This window comes from Pseudomonas sp. PF05 (assembly GCF_056521845.1).
In genome coordinates this window covers 534,248-549,852 of the sequence record NZ_JBWLPW010000001.1, presented here as the reverse complement: position 1 = coordinate 549,852, position 15,605 = coordinate 534,248, and the positions used below count along the sequence as shown (strand labels likewise).

Annotated in this window: 16 protein-coding genes and 1 pseudogene; 9 read left to right on the top strand and 8 right to left on the bottom strand. The window is 61.2% G+C overall.

Translation table 11 applies throughout. From position 1 onward, the window contains the following. Positions 1-12: 12 nt before the first annotated feature. Positions 13-549, top strand: coding sequence for a PqiC family protein (locus AC09SL_RS02445; RefSeq protein WP_058543767.1), 537 nt, complete (start codon positions 13-15; stop codon positions 547-549). Between the two features lie 153 nt (positions 550-702). Here AC09SL_RS02445 and AC09SL_RS02440 read toward each other — a convergent pair whose 3' ends face one another. Then, positions 703-1,332, bottom strand: coding sequence for a glutathione S-transferase family protein (locus tag AC09SL_RS02440; protein ID WP_058543766.1), 630 nt, complete (start codon positions 1,330-1,332; stop codon positions 703-705). A gap of 192 nt (positions 1,333-1,524) precedes the next feature. Here AC09SL_RS02440 and AC09SL_RS02435 point away from each other — a divergent pair. Beyond that, positions 1,525-1,794 (top strand): annotated as a pseudogene (locus tag AC09SL_RS02435) (hypothetical protein); the annotation flags it as partial. A gap of 150 nt (positions 1,795-1,944) precedes the next feature. On the opposite strand, the gene AC09SL_RS02430 reads toward AC09SL_RS02435, so the two are convergent. The 4 genes from AC09SL_RS02430 to AC09SL_RS02415 form a co-directional block, all read right to left on the bottom strand. Continuing rightward, the gene (locus AC09SL_RS02430) at positions 1,945-3,039 is read right to left on the bottom strand and encodes a DUF1615 domain-containing protein (RefSeq protein ID WP_058543765.1); all 1,095 of its coding nucleotides are present in this window, start codon (positions 3,037-3,039) and stop codon (positions 1,945-1,947) included. A gap of 211 nt (positions 3,040-3,250) precedes the next feature. Next, positions 3,251-4,225, bottom strand: coding sequence for a porphobilinogen synthase (gene hemB, locus AC09SL_RS02425; protein WP_003200059.1), 975 nt, complete (start codon positions 4,223-4,225; stop codon positions 3,251-3,253). A 116-nt stretch (positions 4,226-4,341) separates the two neighbouring features. Further along, positions 4,342-5,199, bottom strand: coding sequence for a PhzF family phenazine biosynthesis protein (locus AC09SL_RS02420; protein ID WP_058543764.1), 858 nt, complete (start codon positions 5,197-5,199; stop codon positions 4,342-4,344). Beyond that, a complete protein-coding gene (locus AC09SL_RS02415; RefSeq protein ID WP_058543763.1) occupies positions 5,196-5,894 on the bottom strand; it encodes a glutathione binding-like protein in 699 nt (232 codons plus the stop codon). The genes AC09SL_RS02420 and AC09SL_RS02415 overlap by 4 nt, the downstream gene beginning before the upstream one ends. A gap of 317 nt (positions 5,895-6,211) precedes the next feature. On the opposite strand from AC09SL_RS02415, the gene AC09SL_RS02410 reads away from it, so the two are divergent. Continuing rightward, the gene (locus AC09SL_RS02410) at positions 6,212-6,886 is read left to right on the top strand and encodes a hypothetical protein (protein ID WP_058543762.1); all 675 of its coding nucleotides are present in this window, start codon (positions 6,212-6,214) and stop codon (positions 6,884-6,886) included. A 46-nt stretch (positions 6,887-6,932) separates the two neighbouring features. On the opposite strand, the gene mnmH is transcribed toward AC09SL_RS02410, so the two are convergent. Together mnmH and selD are read right to left on the bottom strand one after the other, a co-directional pair. Then, on the bottom strand, positions 6,933-8,036 hold the full coding sequence (gene mnmH, locus AC09SL_RS02405) for a tRNA 2-selenouridine(34) synthase MnmH (protein ID WP_058543761.1): 1,104 nt from the start codon (positions 8,034-8,036) through the stop codon (positions 6,933-6,935). Beyond that, complete coding sequence (gene selD, locus AC09SL_RS02400; RefSeq protein WP_064106776.1) at positions 8,036-9,070, bottom strand: selenide, water dikinase SelD; 1,035 nt, start codon at positions 9,068-9,070, stop codon at positions 8,036-8,038. The genes mnmH and selD overlap by 1 nt, the downstream gene beginning before the upstream one ends. Before the next feature lie 299 nt (positions 9,071-9,369). Here selD and AC09SL_RS02395 point away from each other — a divergent pair, with 299 nt between their 5' ends. The 4 genes from AC09SL_RS02395 (at position 9,370) to AC09SL_RS02380 (ending at position 12,621) form a co-directional block, all read left to right on the top strand. Further along, complete coding sequence (locus AC09SL_RS02395; RefSeq protein WP_058545525.1) at positions 9,370-10,320, top strand: nucleoside-specific channel-forming protein Tsx; 951 nt, start codon at positions 9,370-9,372, stop codon at positions 10,318-10,320. A gap of 46 nt (positions 10,321-10,366) precedes the next feature. After that, a complete protein-coding gene (locus AC09SL_RS02390) occupies positions 10,367-11,392 on the top strand; it encodes a purine-nucleoside phosphorylase (RefSeq protein WP_058545524.1) in 1,026 nt (341 codons plus the stop codon). Between the two features lie 222 nt (positions 11,393-11,614). After that, the gene (locus tag AC09SL_RS02385) at positions 11,615-11,896 is read left to right on the top strand and encodes a hypothetical protein (protein WP_058545523.1); all 282 of its coding nucleotides are present in this window, start codon (positions 11,615-11,617) and stop codon (positions 11,894-11,896) included. Positions 11,897-12,033: 137 nt separating this feature from the next. After that, complete coding sequence (locus AC09SL_RS02380) at positions 12,034-12,621, top strand: DcrB/PsbP domain-containing protein (protein WP_058545522.1); 588 nt, start codon at positions 12,034-12,036, stop codon at positions 12,619-12,621. Between the two features lie 63 nt (positions 12,622-12,684). Here AC09SL_RS02380 and AC09SL_RS02375 read toward each other — a convergent pair whose 3' ends face one another. Then, a complete protein-coding gene (locus tag AC09SL_RS02375; RefSeq protein ID WP_058545521.1) occupies positions 12,685-13,401 on the bottom strand; it encodes an alpha/beta hydrolase in 717 nt (238 codons plus the stop codon). Positions 13,402-13,537: 136 nt separating this feature from the next. On the opposite strand from AC09SL_RS02375, the gene bufB reads away from it, so the two are divergent. Beyond that, positions 13,538-14,362, top strand: coding sequence for an MNIO family bufferin maturase (gene bufB / locus AC09SL_RS02370; protein ID WP_058545520.1), 825 nt, complete (start codon positions 13,538-13,540; stop codon positions 14,360-14,362). Further along, complete coding sequence (locus tag AC09SL_RS02365) at positions 14,352-15,143, top strand: HvfC/BufC N-terminal domain-containing protein (protein ID WP_058545519.1); 792 nt, start codon at positions 14,352-14,354, stop codon at positions 15,141-15,143. The genes bufB and AC09SL_RS02365 overlap by 11 nt, the downstream gene beginning before the upstream one ends. The last annotated feature ends 462 nt before the right edge of the window (positions 15,144-15,605 follow it).

Sequence of the window (15,605 nt, the reverse complement as noted above, 5' to 3'; positions counted from 1 at the left end):
GGAGCACGCCCCATGCCACTGACGTTGAAACTTACCCTGGTTGTCGTGGCGTTGCTGCTCGGCGCCTGCCGCAGCGATCCGATCCACTACCACACCCTGAGCCCGGCTCAACCTGCAGGCCAATCGCGGTCCAACGTGGACATCCAGATTGAACTGGTCAGCGTCCCACCCCAAGTGGATCGCACCCAGATGGTCATTCGCCAGGGCAACAGCGGGTTGGCGATCCTGGAAACCGAATGGTGGGGTGCCAGCCTGGCCGATGAACTGCACAGCAGCCTGGACGAACAGCTGAGCAACCCTGGCGCGCCTAAATCATTGCTGCGGGTAGACGTGCAACGCTTTGACTCGATCCCCGGTCGCTATGCCCGCATGGATGTGCAATGGCGGCTGCGCAACCTGGGCAACGACACCCGCCCTCTTACGTGCCGTAGCAGCCTGCAAACCCCGGCAGGCGCCAGTATCGACGAACTGGTGACGGCGCATCAGGAGAACGTCCGGCAATTTGTCGACCTTGTCGAGCAAGCGGCTGCACGCAAGGCGTGTCCTTGACCCTGTAGGAGCTGCCGAAGGCTCGGGCCGCGTTCGGACGATCTTTTGATCTTTTGATCTTTTAATCTTTTAATCTTTTGCTCTTTTGCTTGAGATTCAAGCGTCAGCGCAAAGATCGCAGCCTCGCTTCGCTCGGCAGCTCCTACGCAGCTCCTACAATGGCCAATGCAGCGACAGCACCGGCGCAATGCGCGGATGGTGGTCGATGCGCTCCAGCAACTCGTAGAACGCTGGACGGGCGCCCAGCATCGCCTCCCGCGTGTTTCTCCACTTCGTGATCACGGCCGCCAGGATATCCAGCGCCCCCGGTTCGTCACCGCCGAGAAAAGGTCGGGCCGGGAACTGGTCGGCAAACAGCGCCCAATTGCGATACAGCCGTTGCTGCGTACCGGATATCAATCGATGCCGAGTCGCTTCGTCCGCCTCGTCCAGCCAGCGTTCCGGAAAATCGATAATGCCGATGAGCGTGTAGCAATTGGCCGCGATGTAGACCAGGCCCCGTATGGCTTGCGCACGCGCGGCCGGGTCTTGTGGGAGCAGCTTCGATGCTGGGAAGGTCAACCCGAGGTGAATCAGGATCGCCGCCGCTTCGGTCAGCACCGAACCATCCGGCAACTGCAGGGTCGGCACCTGCTTCAGGGGATTGAGTGCCTCGAGCGCTTTCGCCGCATCGTTGTCTTGCGTCGAATAGGCATCGACTCGCCGAAAAGCCACCTCACAGAGACGCAGGGCAACCTCCACCGCCGAAGAACCGGATTGCCTGCAACCGAATAACTGATACATGACGCACCTCCTGCATAAGCGTTAGCTGGTAGAGCCCGCGACCTGATCAGTGTTCCATCAAGCTGACCGGTAGCGGGCCAACGAGCTATCACTGCCGTCGATGTTCACCATCATGTCAATGAAGTTCTCTTGATGATCGCCTGGGACAACAATGGCCCCACACAAACCACTGCACCCCCGGAGCACACCATCATGAAACGCCAAGTCATCCTCAGCCTCGCTTTCTCTGTACTAGCCGCCAACGTATTTGCCGCCTCTGCCCAACCCGTCGTCGCCGAGGGCGGTTCTGATCGCCTGATCGAAAACCGCGTCGCTGAAGGCGGTGCCGATCGCCTGCTGGAACGTCGTGTCGCTGAAGGTGGCTCCGACCGCCTGATCGAAAACCGCGTCGCTGAAGGCGGTGCCGATCGCCTGCTGGAACGTCGTGTCGCTGAAGGTGGCTCCGATCGCCTGATCGAAAACCACGCATGAGTTGTTTGAACGCAACAAATGATCGGCAACACACCTCGTGGCGAGGGAGCTTGCTCCCGCTCGGGCGCGCAGCGGCCGCACCCACCCCGCCACCCTGAAAGCCCGGCCTCATCCGCCGGGCTTTTTATGCTCAACGCCTGGCTAACGCCCCGACGCCCGCTTCATGCATCGCTGATAACGCTCATCCACCCGCTTGGCAAACCACGCCGTGGTCAGCTTGCGCGTGATCTTCGGGCTCTTGAGCACGATCCCCGGCAATACCGCCCGTGGCAACGCCTTGCCCTCGGTTCGCTCAGCCAGCTTGAACACGCGCTTGTAGAGTTTGCTGTCCTCGAACGCCAGGCTGTCACCCTGCTCCAGTTGATCGCGAATGGTCGGGTTGCGCATTCCCAGCGACTTGCCCAGCGTGCGCACCGCCAGTTCGGTGCTGCCTGGCATAATGGAATCATGGGCAATCAGATCGCCGTCCAGCGCCAGGGAAATACCCGACGCCACACTCACCGCATGCTGGAAAGCCGCGTTGCGGCTGGCGTACCACCCGGCATTGAAATCGGCAAAACGATACAACGGCTCGGTGTAGCTCACCGGATAGCCCAGCAAATGCGCGATACCGAAATACATCCCGCCACGACGGCTGAACACTTCGCGACGAATCGAGCCCTCCACCGCATAGGGATAATTGCGCGCATTGGCCTGGGCAAACGCGATGCTGACCTGCATCGGTCCACCGGTGTGCACCGGATTGAAATCGCCGAACAGCGTCTTGCCCAGCGGCACCATGCCGATGAAATCATCGAAAATCCCGCTCAGCTCTTTCTCGCTACGCGCCGCATTGAGTCGATCGCTGTAGCTTTTGCCGTTGGGCGAACGCACCTGGAGCGCGCCGCTGACCAACAGCTCCGGAATGTGCACCTTCGCCGCACGGCGGTTGATCTCCTGACGAGCGATCTTGCCCAGCCCCGGCACGGGCGGGTCAGATTGGAACGTCGACTCCTGTTCGGTCACCGCCAGCACAGCACAGAGGTTCTGCGTCGTAGAGGGAATCTGCTGGGCCGCAAAGGCCACGTAGATGTCAGTCGCCCAGCCTTCGCGATCCTTAGTCTTGGCCGGCAACAACTGCACGATCTGCTTCTTGACCTCAGCGGGCTGACGCTCAGGCTCCTGCGCCTGACGGCTGCCGCAACCAGCCAAGGCCAGCAGCGCAGCAAGGCTGATCATCAATCGGTTGAATTGCATGGTGCTCCATCGGGTTCGTTATTGCGGAGCAACCATACGATCAAAAGTGGATGCAGGCTATGCCCAATGTGGGAGCGAGCCTGCTCGCAATGACGGCGGCACAGGCAACACTGATGCAAGCTGACCCCACCGCTTTCGCGAGCAAGCTCGCTCCCACAAGGGAGTGGCGGTGAACATGGATCTCACACCCAGCCCCAGGAGCCGTGCGAGATCAGATCCCGCTCAGCGCCAGGTCCATGGCGAAGTAAGTGAAGATCAGGTCAGCCCCCGCCCGCTTGATTGCGCCAAGGCTTTCGCGTACCACGCGGGCTTCGTCGATGGCGCCAGCCTGGGCGGCGAACTTGATCATCGCGTATTCGCCACTGACCTGATAAGCCGACAGCGGCAGGTTCGAGGCCTGGCGAATGTCGCGGATGATATCAAGGTAGGCACCGGCCGGCTTGACCATCAGTGCATCGGCGCCTTCCTGCTCGTCGAGCAAGGATTCGCGCAATGCTTCGCGGCGGTTCATCGGGTTCATCTGGTAGCTCTTGCGGTCGCCTTTCAACGCGCTGCCGCCGGCCTCGCGGAACGGGCCATAGAGTGCCGAAGCAAACTTGGTGGAGTAAGCCATGATTGCCGTCTGGCTGAAGCCGGCTTCATCCAGGGCCCGGCGAATCGCCTGGACCTGCCCATCCATGGCCGCCGATGGCGCGATCACATCGGCACCGGCGCGGGCCGCCGCCACGGCTTGCTTGCCCAGGTTGACCAGGGTCCGGTCGTTGTCCACTTCGTCGCCGTGGAGCACACCGCAATGACCATGATCGGTGTACTCACAGAAGCAGGTGTCGGACATCACGATCATCTCCGGCACCGCGTCCTTGCAGATCCCGGCCATGCGCGACACCAGGCCGCGCTCGCTCCAGGTATCGCTGCCGTCGTTGTCCAGGTGATGGGACACACCAAAGGTCATCACCGATTTGATACCGGCACGGGCGTAGCGCTCGATCTCGCCGGCCAGCTTCGATTCAGGAATGCGCACCACACCGGGCATGCTCTTGATCGGCACAAAATCATCGATCTCTTCTTCGACGAAAATCGGCAGCACCAGGTCGTTCAAGGTGAACTCGGTTTCCTGGAACAGGCTGCGCAGGCTTGCATTGCGACGCAGACGGCGTGGACGTGCTTCGGGGAACTGGCTGGACATGGGACTCCTGGGCAGAAATGGGTGCTCGATCACAAGGAGCAAAGCTTATGCCCTGACCGGCCAGGGCACAAACGTCGGCTGGAAAACAGCGTGTTACCAGCCAGGCAATAATCTACTCACAAGGTCAGCGAGCCATTGATGCACGTCACCACCGCGCCACCAATCCAGACCGCATCCCCCACCTGTTCGACATGAATTCGTCCGGCGCGGCCCATCGTCACCCCCTGGCTGACCACGTAGGATGAAGGCGCCAGCCCTTTGCCCAGCATCCACTGCGCGAGCCCGGCGTTCAGGCTGCCGGTGGCAGGATCCTCGGGCATGCCATCACCGGCGATGAAGCCCCGCACTTCAAAATGGGCCTCATCGCCATCCACGGCCCGATCCCAAGGTGCAATCACGCCCACGGCCAGATCCAGCAACTGAGGGTAATCGGGCTCGAGCGTCAGGACCTGTTGGCGATCCTTGAGCATCAAGGCCAGCCAGCCGGCACCGTTATCGACCCACTGTGCCTCGACAATTGCCTCGGCTGCGAGCCCCAACCCCTTGCGCACTCGCTCGAGCAAGTCGGCCTCCAGGGGGCCGGACTTGAGCAAGGGCGGCGCGAGGAATGCCAAGCCATGATCGCTGCGGCGAATCCTGACCAGGCCGACGCCACATTCCTGCACGATCTCCTGCCCTTTCGGCACACCTCCGGCTTCCAGCCAGGCATGACAACTGCCCAGGGTCGGATGTCCGGCAAACGGCAACTCGGTCGAGGTGGTGAAAATACGCACCCGGTAATCGGCTTCCGGGTGCTGCGGCGCCAACAGGAATGTGGTTTCGCTGAGGTTGGTCCAGTTGGCAAAGGCAGCCATGCGCGAGTCACTGAGCCCATCGGCCCCCAGCACCACCGCCAGCGGATTGCCCTTGAGTGGCACGTTGCTGAATACATCCAGTTGTTTGTAATCGAATCGGCGGGTTGTCGGGCTACTCATTCCGGAATTTTCAACCCGCGCACCACAGCCGGTCGCGCCAGGAAGCGCTCCAGTACCCGCGTCACATTGGGGAAGTTCTGGATACCGACCAAATCACCGGCCTCGTAGAAGCCGATCAAGTTGCGCACCCAGGGGAACGTGGCGATATCGGCGATGGTGTAGCGCTCGCCCATGATCCAGTCGCGCCCTTGCAGACGGCCATCGAGCACCTTGAGCAGGCGCTTGCTTTCCTCGATGTAGCGATCGCGCGGCCGCTTGTCCTCGTAGTCCTTGCCGGCGAACTTGTTGAAGAACCCCAACTGCCCGAACATCGGCCCGATCCCGCCCATCTGGAACATCAGCCACTGGATCGTCTCGTAGCGCGCGGCCGACTCCTGGGCCAGCAGCTGCCCGCTCTTGTCCGCCAGATAAATCAGGATCGCCCCCGACTCGAACAGCGCCAACGGCTGGTCGCCCGGCCCATGGGGATCGAGAATCGCCGGGATCTTGTTGTTAGGGTTCAAGGAAAGGAACTCGGGCGACAGTTGATCGTTGCTACCGAAGTCCACTTTGTGGGGCTCGTACGGCAGGCCGATCTCTTCGAGCATGATCGAGACCTTCACGCCGTTGGGGGTGGGCAGGGAGTAGAGCTGGATCCACTCCGGGTATTGGGCGGGCCATTTCTCGGTGATGGGGAATGGGGTCAAGTCGGGCATGGGGTCGGCTCGGAAATGAAGGAAAGCCCGAGGATAATCCAAGATGTACGGGACGGCACCACTGCCCGTCACGCAATTCACGTCATCCCTTCTTAATTTCGCAACATCCTGTCGTTAACGTTCATCCCATCTCCTGACGGAGGTCGCTACAGTGCACCGGAACCCGCCAGCATCGAACCAAAGGGCTTGAAGAGACTCTGAGCAATGCCCCCAAGGATTCGACACGGCGTAACGACACGGAAAACCCCCGAAGCCAGCCGCTTCGTGGTGCCAGGGTTTGTCAGCCTGACTCAAGCGTGCCGAAGACTATTTATTCGATGATGAACCCACTGAATTTCGCCAAGCGCCTCAAACACCGTTCGTGGCTGTTGCTGCCGACGCTGCTTGTGGTCTGTGGCCTGGTGCTGTCGCTGGAATCCAGCATCAGCCGCGCCCAGCCAGCCGACGGTGTGCAAACGTTGGTGTTCCTGCGCCACGCCGAGAAACCCGCCGGTGGCCTGGGCCAGCTCAACTGCCAGGGCCTCAACCGTGCCATCGACCTGGCCACCCTGCTGCCGGAAAAATTCGGCAAGGCCGACTACGTGTTCGCGGCCAACCCGACCCGCAATGTCGAAGAAGGTGAGCTGGACAATTCCTACAGCTATATTCGCCCGCTGATGACCATCAGCCCCAGCGCCATCAAGCTCGGGTTGCCGGTGAACATCGAATATTCGGCCAACGACACCAGCGATCTGGCTGACGAACTGCTGCACGACAAATACCACAACGCCACCATCTATACCGCCTGGTCCCATGGCTACCTGCCGGAGCTGATCAACAAGGTTGCCGGCGAGGCCGTGGGCAAGAAGCAGACTATTACCGATGACTGGGCGTCAGGCGATTTTGATTCGCTGTACGTGCTGACCCTGACCTGGCACAACGGCAAGGCCAGCCTCACCAGCCAGAGCTACAAGCAGGGCCTGGACCACGGCCAGGAAACCTGCCCGACGTAATCAAGCCCGCTCCCACCGGGATTGACAGGAGATATGAAACCTGTGGTCACCCGCCCCGGGCGGCCCGCTCGCGCAGATACTCCAGCACCGCCGCCTGCTCTCCCGAGAACTCGATCCGCAGCCCCTTCTTTTCCCGCTGGAACACGTACATCGGGTCGTAATACTCACGCAACAAGCCTTCGATCCACCCGCGATGCAAGTCGACGGCACCGCTGTTGGCCTGCTCGGCCAGGGCCGTTTCCAGGATGTTCATCAAGCGCCGGTGACGATCGCCTCCCAAGCGCTTGTGGATGTTGTCCAGGCTCGCCAGCAACCGCTCGGAAAACAGAGAGAAACCTTCGTCGCCATGTACGGCGACAAACTCCGCGCACAGGTCGATGACGTAATCCTGCAGGATCCGCTCGACCCGGTTCTGCAGGCTGTCTTCAAGCCAGACCATCGGAACCTGCTGCATGCGCTGGTACAAGGGCAGCGGCAAGGCGCAACTGCCGACCGCACGGCTCTCATCTTCAAGCACGAACTGTTCGATGCCGCTGGCGCGTTTTTTCAGTACGTCCACCGCCAGGCGGTTTTCAAAGTCGATATTGGAAGGCTGGCCGGTGGCGCGTTTGCCGAAGCTGGAACCGCGATGGTTGGCATAGCCTTCCAGATCCAGGCTATTGCTCAGTTGGCCCAGCGCTTCGGTCTTGCCGGTACCGGTCATGCCACCCAGCAGCACCAGGTCGCACTGGGCGACCGCCTGCTCGACAGTGTCCAGCAAGAAGCTGCGCATGGCCTTGTAGCCGCCGCCGACCCTGGGGTAGTCAATGCCGGCTTCATCCTTGAGCCACTGCTGGACGATCTGCGAACGCAGGCCGCCGCGAAAGCAATACAGCACACCGTCGGGATGGGTCTTGGCGAACTCCGCCCAGGCCTGGATGCGTTGGGCCTTGATTTCGCCGGACACCAGTTGATGCCCCAGGACAATGGCGGCCTGCTGTCCCTGCTGTTTATAGCAGGTACCGACGCGTTGCCGTTCGCTGTCGGTCATCAACGGCAAATTGACCACGCCGGGGAAGGCACCCTTGATGAATTCGACCGGGGCGCGCGTGTCCATCATCGGCCGGTCATTGAGGAAGATGTCGCGGTAATCGGTGATGTCATGGCTCATCAAGACACCTCGACCGCGTAACGCTGTCGCTCGACCAGTTCGCCGATGGGTTCCAGCGCCAGGCCGAGTTCAGCGGCAACCTGCAAGAATTCGCCCTCGCCTTCGGGGGTAACGGCAATCAGCAGGCCGCCGCTGGTCTGCGGGTCGCACAGCACGCGCTTGTGCAGTTCCTGGACGCGGCCGACCTTGCTGGCGTAACTGTCGTAGTTGCGCAGCGTACCGCCCGGCACACAGCCCAGGTCGAGGTAGTACTCGACGCCCGGCAGGCGCGGCACCGCGTCATAGCGGATGCGCGCGGTCAGGCGGCTGCCGTCGGCCATTTCCACCAGGTGCCCGAGCAGGCCGAAACCGGTGACGTCGGTCATCGCCGTCACGCCGTCGAGCTTGCCAAAACGGCTGCCAGGTTTGTTGAGGGTGCACATCCAGTCACGGGCCAGGCCGACATCGGCGGCGCGCAGCTTGCCTTTCTTTTCCGCCGTGGTGAGGATGCCGATGCCCAGCGGCTTGGTCAGGTACAAGCGGCAACCGGCGGTGGCCGTGTCGTTGCGTTTCATATGGCGCTTTTGCACCAGGCCTGTGACCGCCAGGCCGAAAATCGGCTCAGGCGCGTCGATCGAATGCCCGCCGGCCAGGGGAATCCCAGCCTCGTCGCACACGGAACGACCGCCGCGAATCACTTCCCGGGCAATTTCCGGGGCCAATACGTTGACTGGCCAGCCGAGAATCGCAATGGCCATTAGCGGGTCACCGCCCATGGCGTAGATATCGCTGATGGCATTGGTGGCGGCGATGCGACCGAAATCGAAGGGATCATCGACAATCGGCATGAAAAAGTCGGTGGTCGAGACCACCCCGCGCTCCTCGTCGATGGCATACACCGCAGCATCGTCCCGGGACGCATTGCCGACCCACAACTTGGGATCGAGGTTCTGCGCACCGCTGCCGGCCAGGATCACTTCCAGCACCTGGGGCGAAATCTTGCAGCCGCAGCCGGCGCCGTGGCTGTACTGGGTCAGGCGAATCGGCTCGCTCATGGGCATACCTCTGGTCAGTCAAGATGGCCGATTCTATCAGCAACGCCACCGACTCAGTGCCGCGTCGAGCACATGCTCCTGCAACACGTTGGTGCCGCTTCACACGACGCTGCCGATTTCGGTGCACCAAGCCTGACCAACAAGACAGAAAAAAAGCCTGAATCCCATGCATTTCAATCCAATACAAAAAACTGGTACGACATGTGCAAACGTTTGCGCAATCGGTCCTACCCAGCGGACCGATGGTTTTTTTTCAACCACGGACCCCGGGCTTCGGCCCGCACGAACAAGGACTTTCCATGCACTGCACTTCCCAGTGTCGCGCTACGCCCGGCGTATTGGCAGCCGCCCTGCTACTGACCGCCGTTACCGGACTACTCAGCACCACGGCCCAAGCCCAAACCACCGAGGCGTCCGCCCAGGGCGAAGCCCTCAGCCCCGAGGCTACCCCCTCGAAAAAGGGTGCCTACCTGTCGGACTGGTACAACCAGGACTTGACGCTCATCGGCAGCAAGGACATCAGCTTCGGCCCGCAACCGGTCGACGATATCTATCTGGAATATGAGTACTTCGGACGCAAAGGGCCCTTCGAGCTCTATGGCTACGTCGACATTCCAAAGATCTTCGACATTGGCAACAGTCACGACAAAGGGGTGTGGGACCACGGTTCCCCCGTGTTCATGGAGCACGAACCGCGTATCTCCATCGATTACCTGGCCGGTCGCAGCCTGGCCATCGGGCCGTTCAAGGAATGGTATGTGGCGTTCGACTGGATCTACGATCACGGCAGCAACAGCGCCAATCGCGCGAACACCTTGTACAGCGGCCTGGGCACCGACATCGACACTCACTCAAGGGTCAACCTGTCGGCCAACTTCTATGGCCGTTATCAATGGGAAAACTATGGCGCCAGCAATGAATATTCCTGGGACGGCTACCGCGCCCAGCTCAAATACATCGTGCCGATCAGCCAGTTCGGCAATGGCGCCTCGCTGACTTACATCGGCTTCACCAACTTCGATTTCGGTTCGGACCTGCACAAGGACAACCCCGCCCGCACCGCCAACGCCACAGTCGCCACCAACGTCTTGCTGTATTCATTCACGCACCTGCGCTTTACGCTGGTGGGCCGTTACTTCCACAACGGCGGCAACTGGCAGGACGGCAGTGAGCTTGACTTCGGCGACGGCGACTTCCGTGCCCGCTCCGACGGCTGGGGATACTACGCCGGGGTTGGCTATCAATTCTGAGCAAACCGTAGAAGCACCATTTCGAATCCATGGAGGTCACGAATACATGATCAATCGCCTGTCTATTTCTATCGGCCTGGCCTGCACGGCCCTGTTCTGCTCGACCGCCGGGGCCGCGCCGCCGCTTCAACCCAAAGTGATGCTGATCACGATGTTCGCCCCCGAGGCGCAGCATTGGATCGAACGCCTCGAACTCAAGGATGAAATCCGCGTGCCGGGTCTGTCCGCCGAGTATCCGACGATCCGCTGCAATACCGAGCGGGTCTGCCTGCTGATCACCGGCATGGGCCAGACCAACGCCGCGGCCTCGACACTGGCCCTGGCCCTCTCCCCCACCGTCGACCTGCGCAAAAGCTATTTCCTGGTGGCCGGGATCGCCGGCATCAACCCGCACCACGGCACGCTTGGCACGACGGCCTGGGCTCATTACCTGGTGGAGTTCGACACCCAATGGGAGCTGGATTCGCGGGACGTGCCCAAGGACTGGCCCACCGGTTACCTGGGCATCAACACCAAGGGGCCGAACGAAAAGCCGCCGCTGGACTACAAGACGGAAGTCTTCGAACTCAACTCGGCCCTGCAAGCCAAGGCCTTTGCCCTCAGCCAGAAGGTGAGCTTGGCGGAAAGCAAGGAATCGGCGGCCTGGCGCTTGAAGTATCCGTACGCCCCGGCCAACCAGCCGCCGGTGGTGACCCGCTGCGACACCCTGGCCGGCAACACCTGGTTCTCCGGTACGCGCCTGAGCGAGCGCGCCGAAGTCTGGACCCGCCTGCTCACCGATAACAAAGGCGTGTACTGCACCACCCAACAGGAAGACAACTCCACCTACGAGGCCCTGCTGCGGGCCAGCCGCGAAGGTCGGGTAGACATCAACCGGCTGGCCGTGCTGCGGGCCGGGTCCGACTTCGACCGCCCCGAGCCCGGCGGCAACGAGGTCGACAACCTGCTCAAATACGCCGACCAGGGCGCGTTCGTCCCGGCGCTGGAAAACCTGTTCCGCACCGCTAACCCGCTGGTGCAGGACATTGTGAAGAACTGGGCGGTGTGGAACGACGGCGTGCCTGGTCTTTGATCAACAGCCGCCCGGCTCTTGGGGAGAAGGGAATGATCTGTGGGAGCAAGGCTTGCCCGCGATTAAGTCGACGCGGTCCTTTGTGAACCGAGGCGCCTGCATCGCGGGCAAGCCTTGCTCCCACAGGTTGAGGCTAATCTCTACAGATCACTCAATGGAATTTTCCACTTCGGGAGGGATCACTTGAACATCAGCCGTGCGTACCCATCCAGGAGACCGCCGATGTCCCTCGACCCTGCTGCCGACAGCACTCATCTTGATTACGGCCTCGACACGCTGTTTGGTCGCGACACCAAAAGTGTCGACTGCCAGCTCGACGTCAAACGCCTCGACGACGGCGAACCACCCTGGTTCGCGCTGCACGTGCGAGCACCGCTGCCGAAGGATCTGGATAAGGCCCAGATCGTGGTATTCAGCGCCGAAGGACGGCGCATCAGCGGTATTGTCCGGCGAACCGAACGCCTGGCCGACGACAGCCTGCAATTGGACGTGGAACCCGACTGAACGGGTCGACGGCCGCCGCCCTGCGACACCGCACACCTTTCGCTGAAATGACGGGCTCTTTTGCACTGGCGCTGGAGTCCGGTGCGACGCCCATGGGATGATCGGCCTTCAGGCAGGCCTATCTGTGGAGCGTTTCAATGTCATTGCTGAGTAAACAAGCCGCCGCCCTGTTGCTGGGGGCCATCGCCAGCCTGGTCGTGGTATCCGCCCAAGCGGCCCCGGCCAAACCTGGTGGCGATGCACCGGCGCAGAAGGTGTCGATGCTCGGCGGCAAGTTCACCTTTACCTTGCCCAAGGGTTTTACCGCGACGCCATTGCCCGCTGGTGAGGCCGTCCAAGGCACCGCCGGGGCGACAGGGACGATGTACAGCAATGCCACCAGCAGAACCGTGGTGATTGCCGCTGAGAACACCATTGTCAACGGCACGCATGTGAAGGACGACGATGGCGCGTTTCTCGACACCACCATGGCCGACTTCGCTGCCCAACGCATCAAAGCCTTGCCAGACGCCAAGATCCTCAGCGAAAAAAGCCTGACTCAAAAAGGCACCGGCCTGGGCCTGCGCCAGCTCGACACCCGCGCGACCCAGGGCGGCGGGCCAACCCTCGACACCACGTTGCTGGGCGCCTCCGGCACGCGCATGGCCGTGGTACAGGTCATTTCCCGAGCCAGCGACAAAGCCGGTCATGAAGCGTTGGTGAAGCAGATCGCCAGCGGTAAGTGATAAGCACCCTGTGGAAGCCGAGCCTGCTCGCGATGGCGTCGGCACATCCTATGCAGCCGCTAGCTAGGGATTGAGCCGCTCCAACCAGGCCCGCAGGTCCTGCACTTCCAGGGCGCTGATGCTGTGGCCCACGCCCGGATAGGCATGGAATTGCGGCTCCAGCGCCAGGGTCTTCAGGAAACTGTTGGCCTCGGTGCCATCGTGGTAGGGAATGATCGGGTCTGCCGTGCCATGGCCGATGAACACCGCCAGTGTCCGGCGCGGCTCATCGGGGGTCAGTTCCGCCCGCAACACCGACAGGACCCGCCCGCCCATCGCGGCGATGCCACCGACGGCTTCGGGGTGTCGCAAGGCCACTTCGTAACTCATCATCGCACCCTGACTGAACCCTACCAGGTAGACCTTGCTCGCGTCGGTCGAATACTTGGCCCGAGCTTTGTCGATGAAGTCCAGCAGCACCTGGCCGCTGGCCTTCAGGTCCGAAGTGTCACCGTCGTAGGCACCGTCGCCTTTTTTGGCGAACCACTGGTAACGGTCCTGTTCCATGTTCTTCGGCGCTCGCACCGAGAGGTAGTTGTAATGCCGGGGCAGTTCGTCCTTGAGTTCGAACAGGTCCTGTTCGTTGCTGCCGGAGCCGTGCAAGAAGATCACCAGCGGGCGGTTACGGGCTTGCCCATCGACTTGGGCCAGGTAGTTGAGCGGCAAGTCCGTGTGCAGCGTGGGTTGGGCCTGCAACCCCGACGAGACCAGCAACAGAAACAGGGTGAGCGCTTTAAACATCAATCTTCCTCCATCGTTCGATAGCCGCACGGCAGACACGGTGCCGGCGGTAGACAGCGGTTATCAATGGTTGCTCAATTCGATCCGGCACTGCGCTATGATCAGCGGCGACCATCGAGAAGCGAGTCAATAAAAAGTGCGTCCATTACCACGGATTGGTGTTGGCCTCAGGGCCCCTCATTATCAAGCGTTCCTGGAGGGCCATCCCGCCGTTGACTGGCTTGAGGTTCATACGGAGAACTACTTGGGGCCTGGCGGCAAGGACCTGCATATTCTGCGACGCCTGGCGCAAAGATATCCCATCAGCCTACATGGCGTCGGACTGGGCATCGGCTCGGTCCATGGTTTTTCCAGCGCCCATGTCGAACGCATACGACGCCTGGCTGCGGACGTAGATCCGTTCCTGGTGTCCGAGCATTTGAGTTGGGGGGCGATTGAAGGACGGTGCCTCAACGACCTGCTGCCGCTACCCCTGGTTGAAGCTTCGCTGGACCTGGTCTGTGACCGGGTCGACCAGGTCCAGGATACGTTGGGCCAACAGTTGTTGCTCGAAAACATCTCCACCAGCTTGCGCTACCATGGCGATACCCTGGGCGAAGCCCAATTCCTCGCCGAAGTGGTGGCACGCACCGGAAGTGCAGTGCTACTCGACCTCAATAACCTCCACGTCAATCAGTGCAACCATGGGGAATGCGCACTCGCCGCCTTGCAGGCTCTGGATAAATCGACTGTTCGCGAATTTCATCTGGCGGGCCATAGCCAGGAAGAGGACCTGCTGATCGACGATCATGGCAGCGCGGTGGCGGAACCGGTCTGGTCACTGTATCGCAATGCGTTGCGCCGGTTTGGCCCGGTACCGGTACTGGTTGAATGGGACACACGCCTGCCGCCGCTGGGCGAGCTGCTCGATCAGGTCGAGATCGCTCGGACGATTGCCCGGGAGGTGTTGCATGACACGTGAAGAGTTGGCCGCGCTGCAGGTCAGCTTTACCCAGGCGCTGGATTGTTCATCATCACCCTCTGTCCTGCCACAAGGATGGTTGGAGACGGCAAGCGCTGGCGACCGGCGACGCTTCGCACGCTATCGCAGCGGGCTGTGGCGGCATCAGGAGCAATCGTTGGCCTTGACCTATCCTGTCATCAAGGCGCTGGTGGGCGATCATTTTTTTCGCTCGCTCGCCTATGACTATGGGCGGCGCTATCCATCGCGACATCCAGACCTGGGCATGTTCGGCGAGCGCCTGCCGACTTTCCTCGATCAATATCTTCCCGTAGCGCCCTACCCTTATTTTGCGGCGGTGGCGTCATTGGAATGGACCCTCCACCTTGCCTCTCATGCCCGCGAAGCCACGGCACTCGATCCTCGGGCACTGGCCACAATGAGCAGCGCTGGGCTGGATGTCCAACGATTCACCTTGTCGCCGGGCTGTGGGCTGCTGCCCTGCGAATGGCCGGTGGTCGCGATATGGACCGCCCACCGCCAGCAGAGCCAGCCTCTACCGTCAGTGAATCGCCACGTCTGCACCGCCCTCGTCTATCGAAACGGCTGGAGCGTCGAAGCACGCGAGGTCGAGCCCTGGGAAGCCGCGGCGCTGGAGCGCTTGGCGCAGGGCACGACCCTGGGTGAAGCGTTAATCGCCGCCCAGGAGCGTTACAGCGCGCTGGGTCAGCCCCAACTTGTCGATAGCGCTACCCTGGTCACCCGCTGGTTGAATGATGGCCTGCTGACTGCCGTTCCCTGAGCCCTGCCGAAGCACCTGTATCGGGCAAATTTGTCTTCGTGGTCGTGTACTGCTGGGGCCGAACCCCGATTGCAGACGGGCGGCGACATCCTGTTACATCTTGAATCATTTTGTAAGCTTACAACGATTAGACATATTCTGGCCGTGGGCTACAAATAGAAAGCACCTTGCAACTCCCACTAAAGCAATACATTCGATTTCGCGGTGAAGATACGACGGACACATAGCGCTTTCGATAGACAACGAGCGCTGTGTAACCTGACAGGAACGGATTCCGGACAAGTCGCCAGACGCGGCCTGTAAAAAAGGGAGCGATAAATGTATCCAAACAGTTACTTGAGCGAATCAACTCTGCGCACACGGCGCCATCTTATTGCTGCTTGCCTCCTCGACACTCATGACTCCCTGCACACGAAGTGCCGGCACGACTTGCCGGTCAAGTTCGCTTGTCGCGGGCACCGC

Coding starts and splice junctions, on each gene's coding strand:
- AC09SL_RS02430 (WP_058543765.1), bottom strand. CDS start 3,039: ATGCAATTCAACCGATTGATGATCAGCCTTGCTGCGCTGCTGGCCTTG.
- AC09SL_RS02385 (WP_058545523.1), top strand. CDS start 11,615: ATGTCCCTCGACCCTGCTGCCGACAGCACTCATCTTGATTACGGCCTC.
- AC09SL_RS02375 (WP_058545521.1), bottom strand. CDS start 13,401: ATGTTTAAAGCGCTCACCCTGTTTCTGTTGCTGGTCTCGTCGGGGTTG.
- AC09SL_RS02440 (WP_058543766.1), bottom strand. CDS start 1,332: ATGTATCAGTTATTCGGTTGCAGGCAATCCGGTTCTTCGGCGGTGGAG.
- mnmH (WP_058543761.1), bottom strand. CDS start 8,036: ATGAGCCATGACATCACCGATTACCGCGACATCTTCCTCAATGACCGG.
- AC09SL_RS02410 (WP_058543762.1), top strand. CDS start 6,212: ATGATGAACCCACTGAATTTCGCCAAGCGCCTCAAACACCGTTCGTGG.
- AC09SL_RS02395 (WP_058545525.1), top strand. CDS start 9,370: ATGCACTGCACTTCCCAGTGTCGCGCTACGCCCGGCGTATTGGCAGCC.
- AC09SL_RS02415 (WP_058543763.1), bottom strand. CDS start 5,894: ATGCCCGACTTGACCCCATTCCCCATCACCGAGAAATGGCCCGCCCAA.
- hemB (WP_003200059.1), bottom strand. CDS start 4,225: ATGTCCAGCCAGTTCCCCGAAGCACGTCCACGCCGTCTGCGTCGCAAT.
- AC09SL_RS02380 (WP_058545522.1), top strand. CDS start 12,034: ATGTCATTGCTGAGTAAACAAGCCGCCGCCCTGTTGCTGGGGGCCATC.
- AC09SL_RS02445 (WP_058543767.1), top strand. CDS start 13: ATGCCACTGACGTTGAAACTTACCCTGGTTGTCGTGGCGTTGCTGCTC.
- selD (WP_064106776.1), bottom strand. CDS start 9,070: ATGAGCGAGCCGATTCGCCTGACCCAGTACAGCCACGGCGCCGGCTGC.
- AC09SL_RS02420 (WP_058543764.1), bottom strand. CDS start 5,199: ATGAGTAGCCCGACAACCCGCCGATTCGATTACAAACAACTGGATGTA.
- AC09SL_RS02390 (WP_058545524.1), top strand. CDS start 10,367: ATGATCAATCGCCTGTCTATTTCTATCGGCCTGGCCTGCACGGCCCTG.
- AC09SL_RS02365 (WP_058545519.1), top strand. CDS start 14,352: ATGACACGTGAAGAGTTGGCCGCGCTGCAGGTCAGCTTTACCCAGGCG.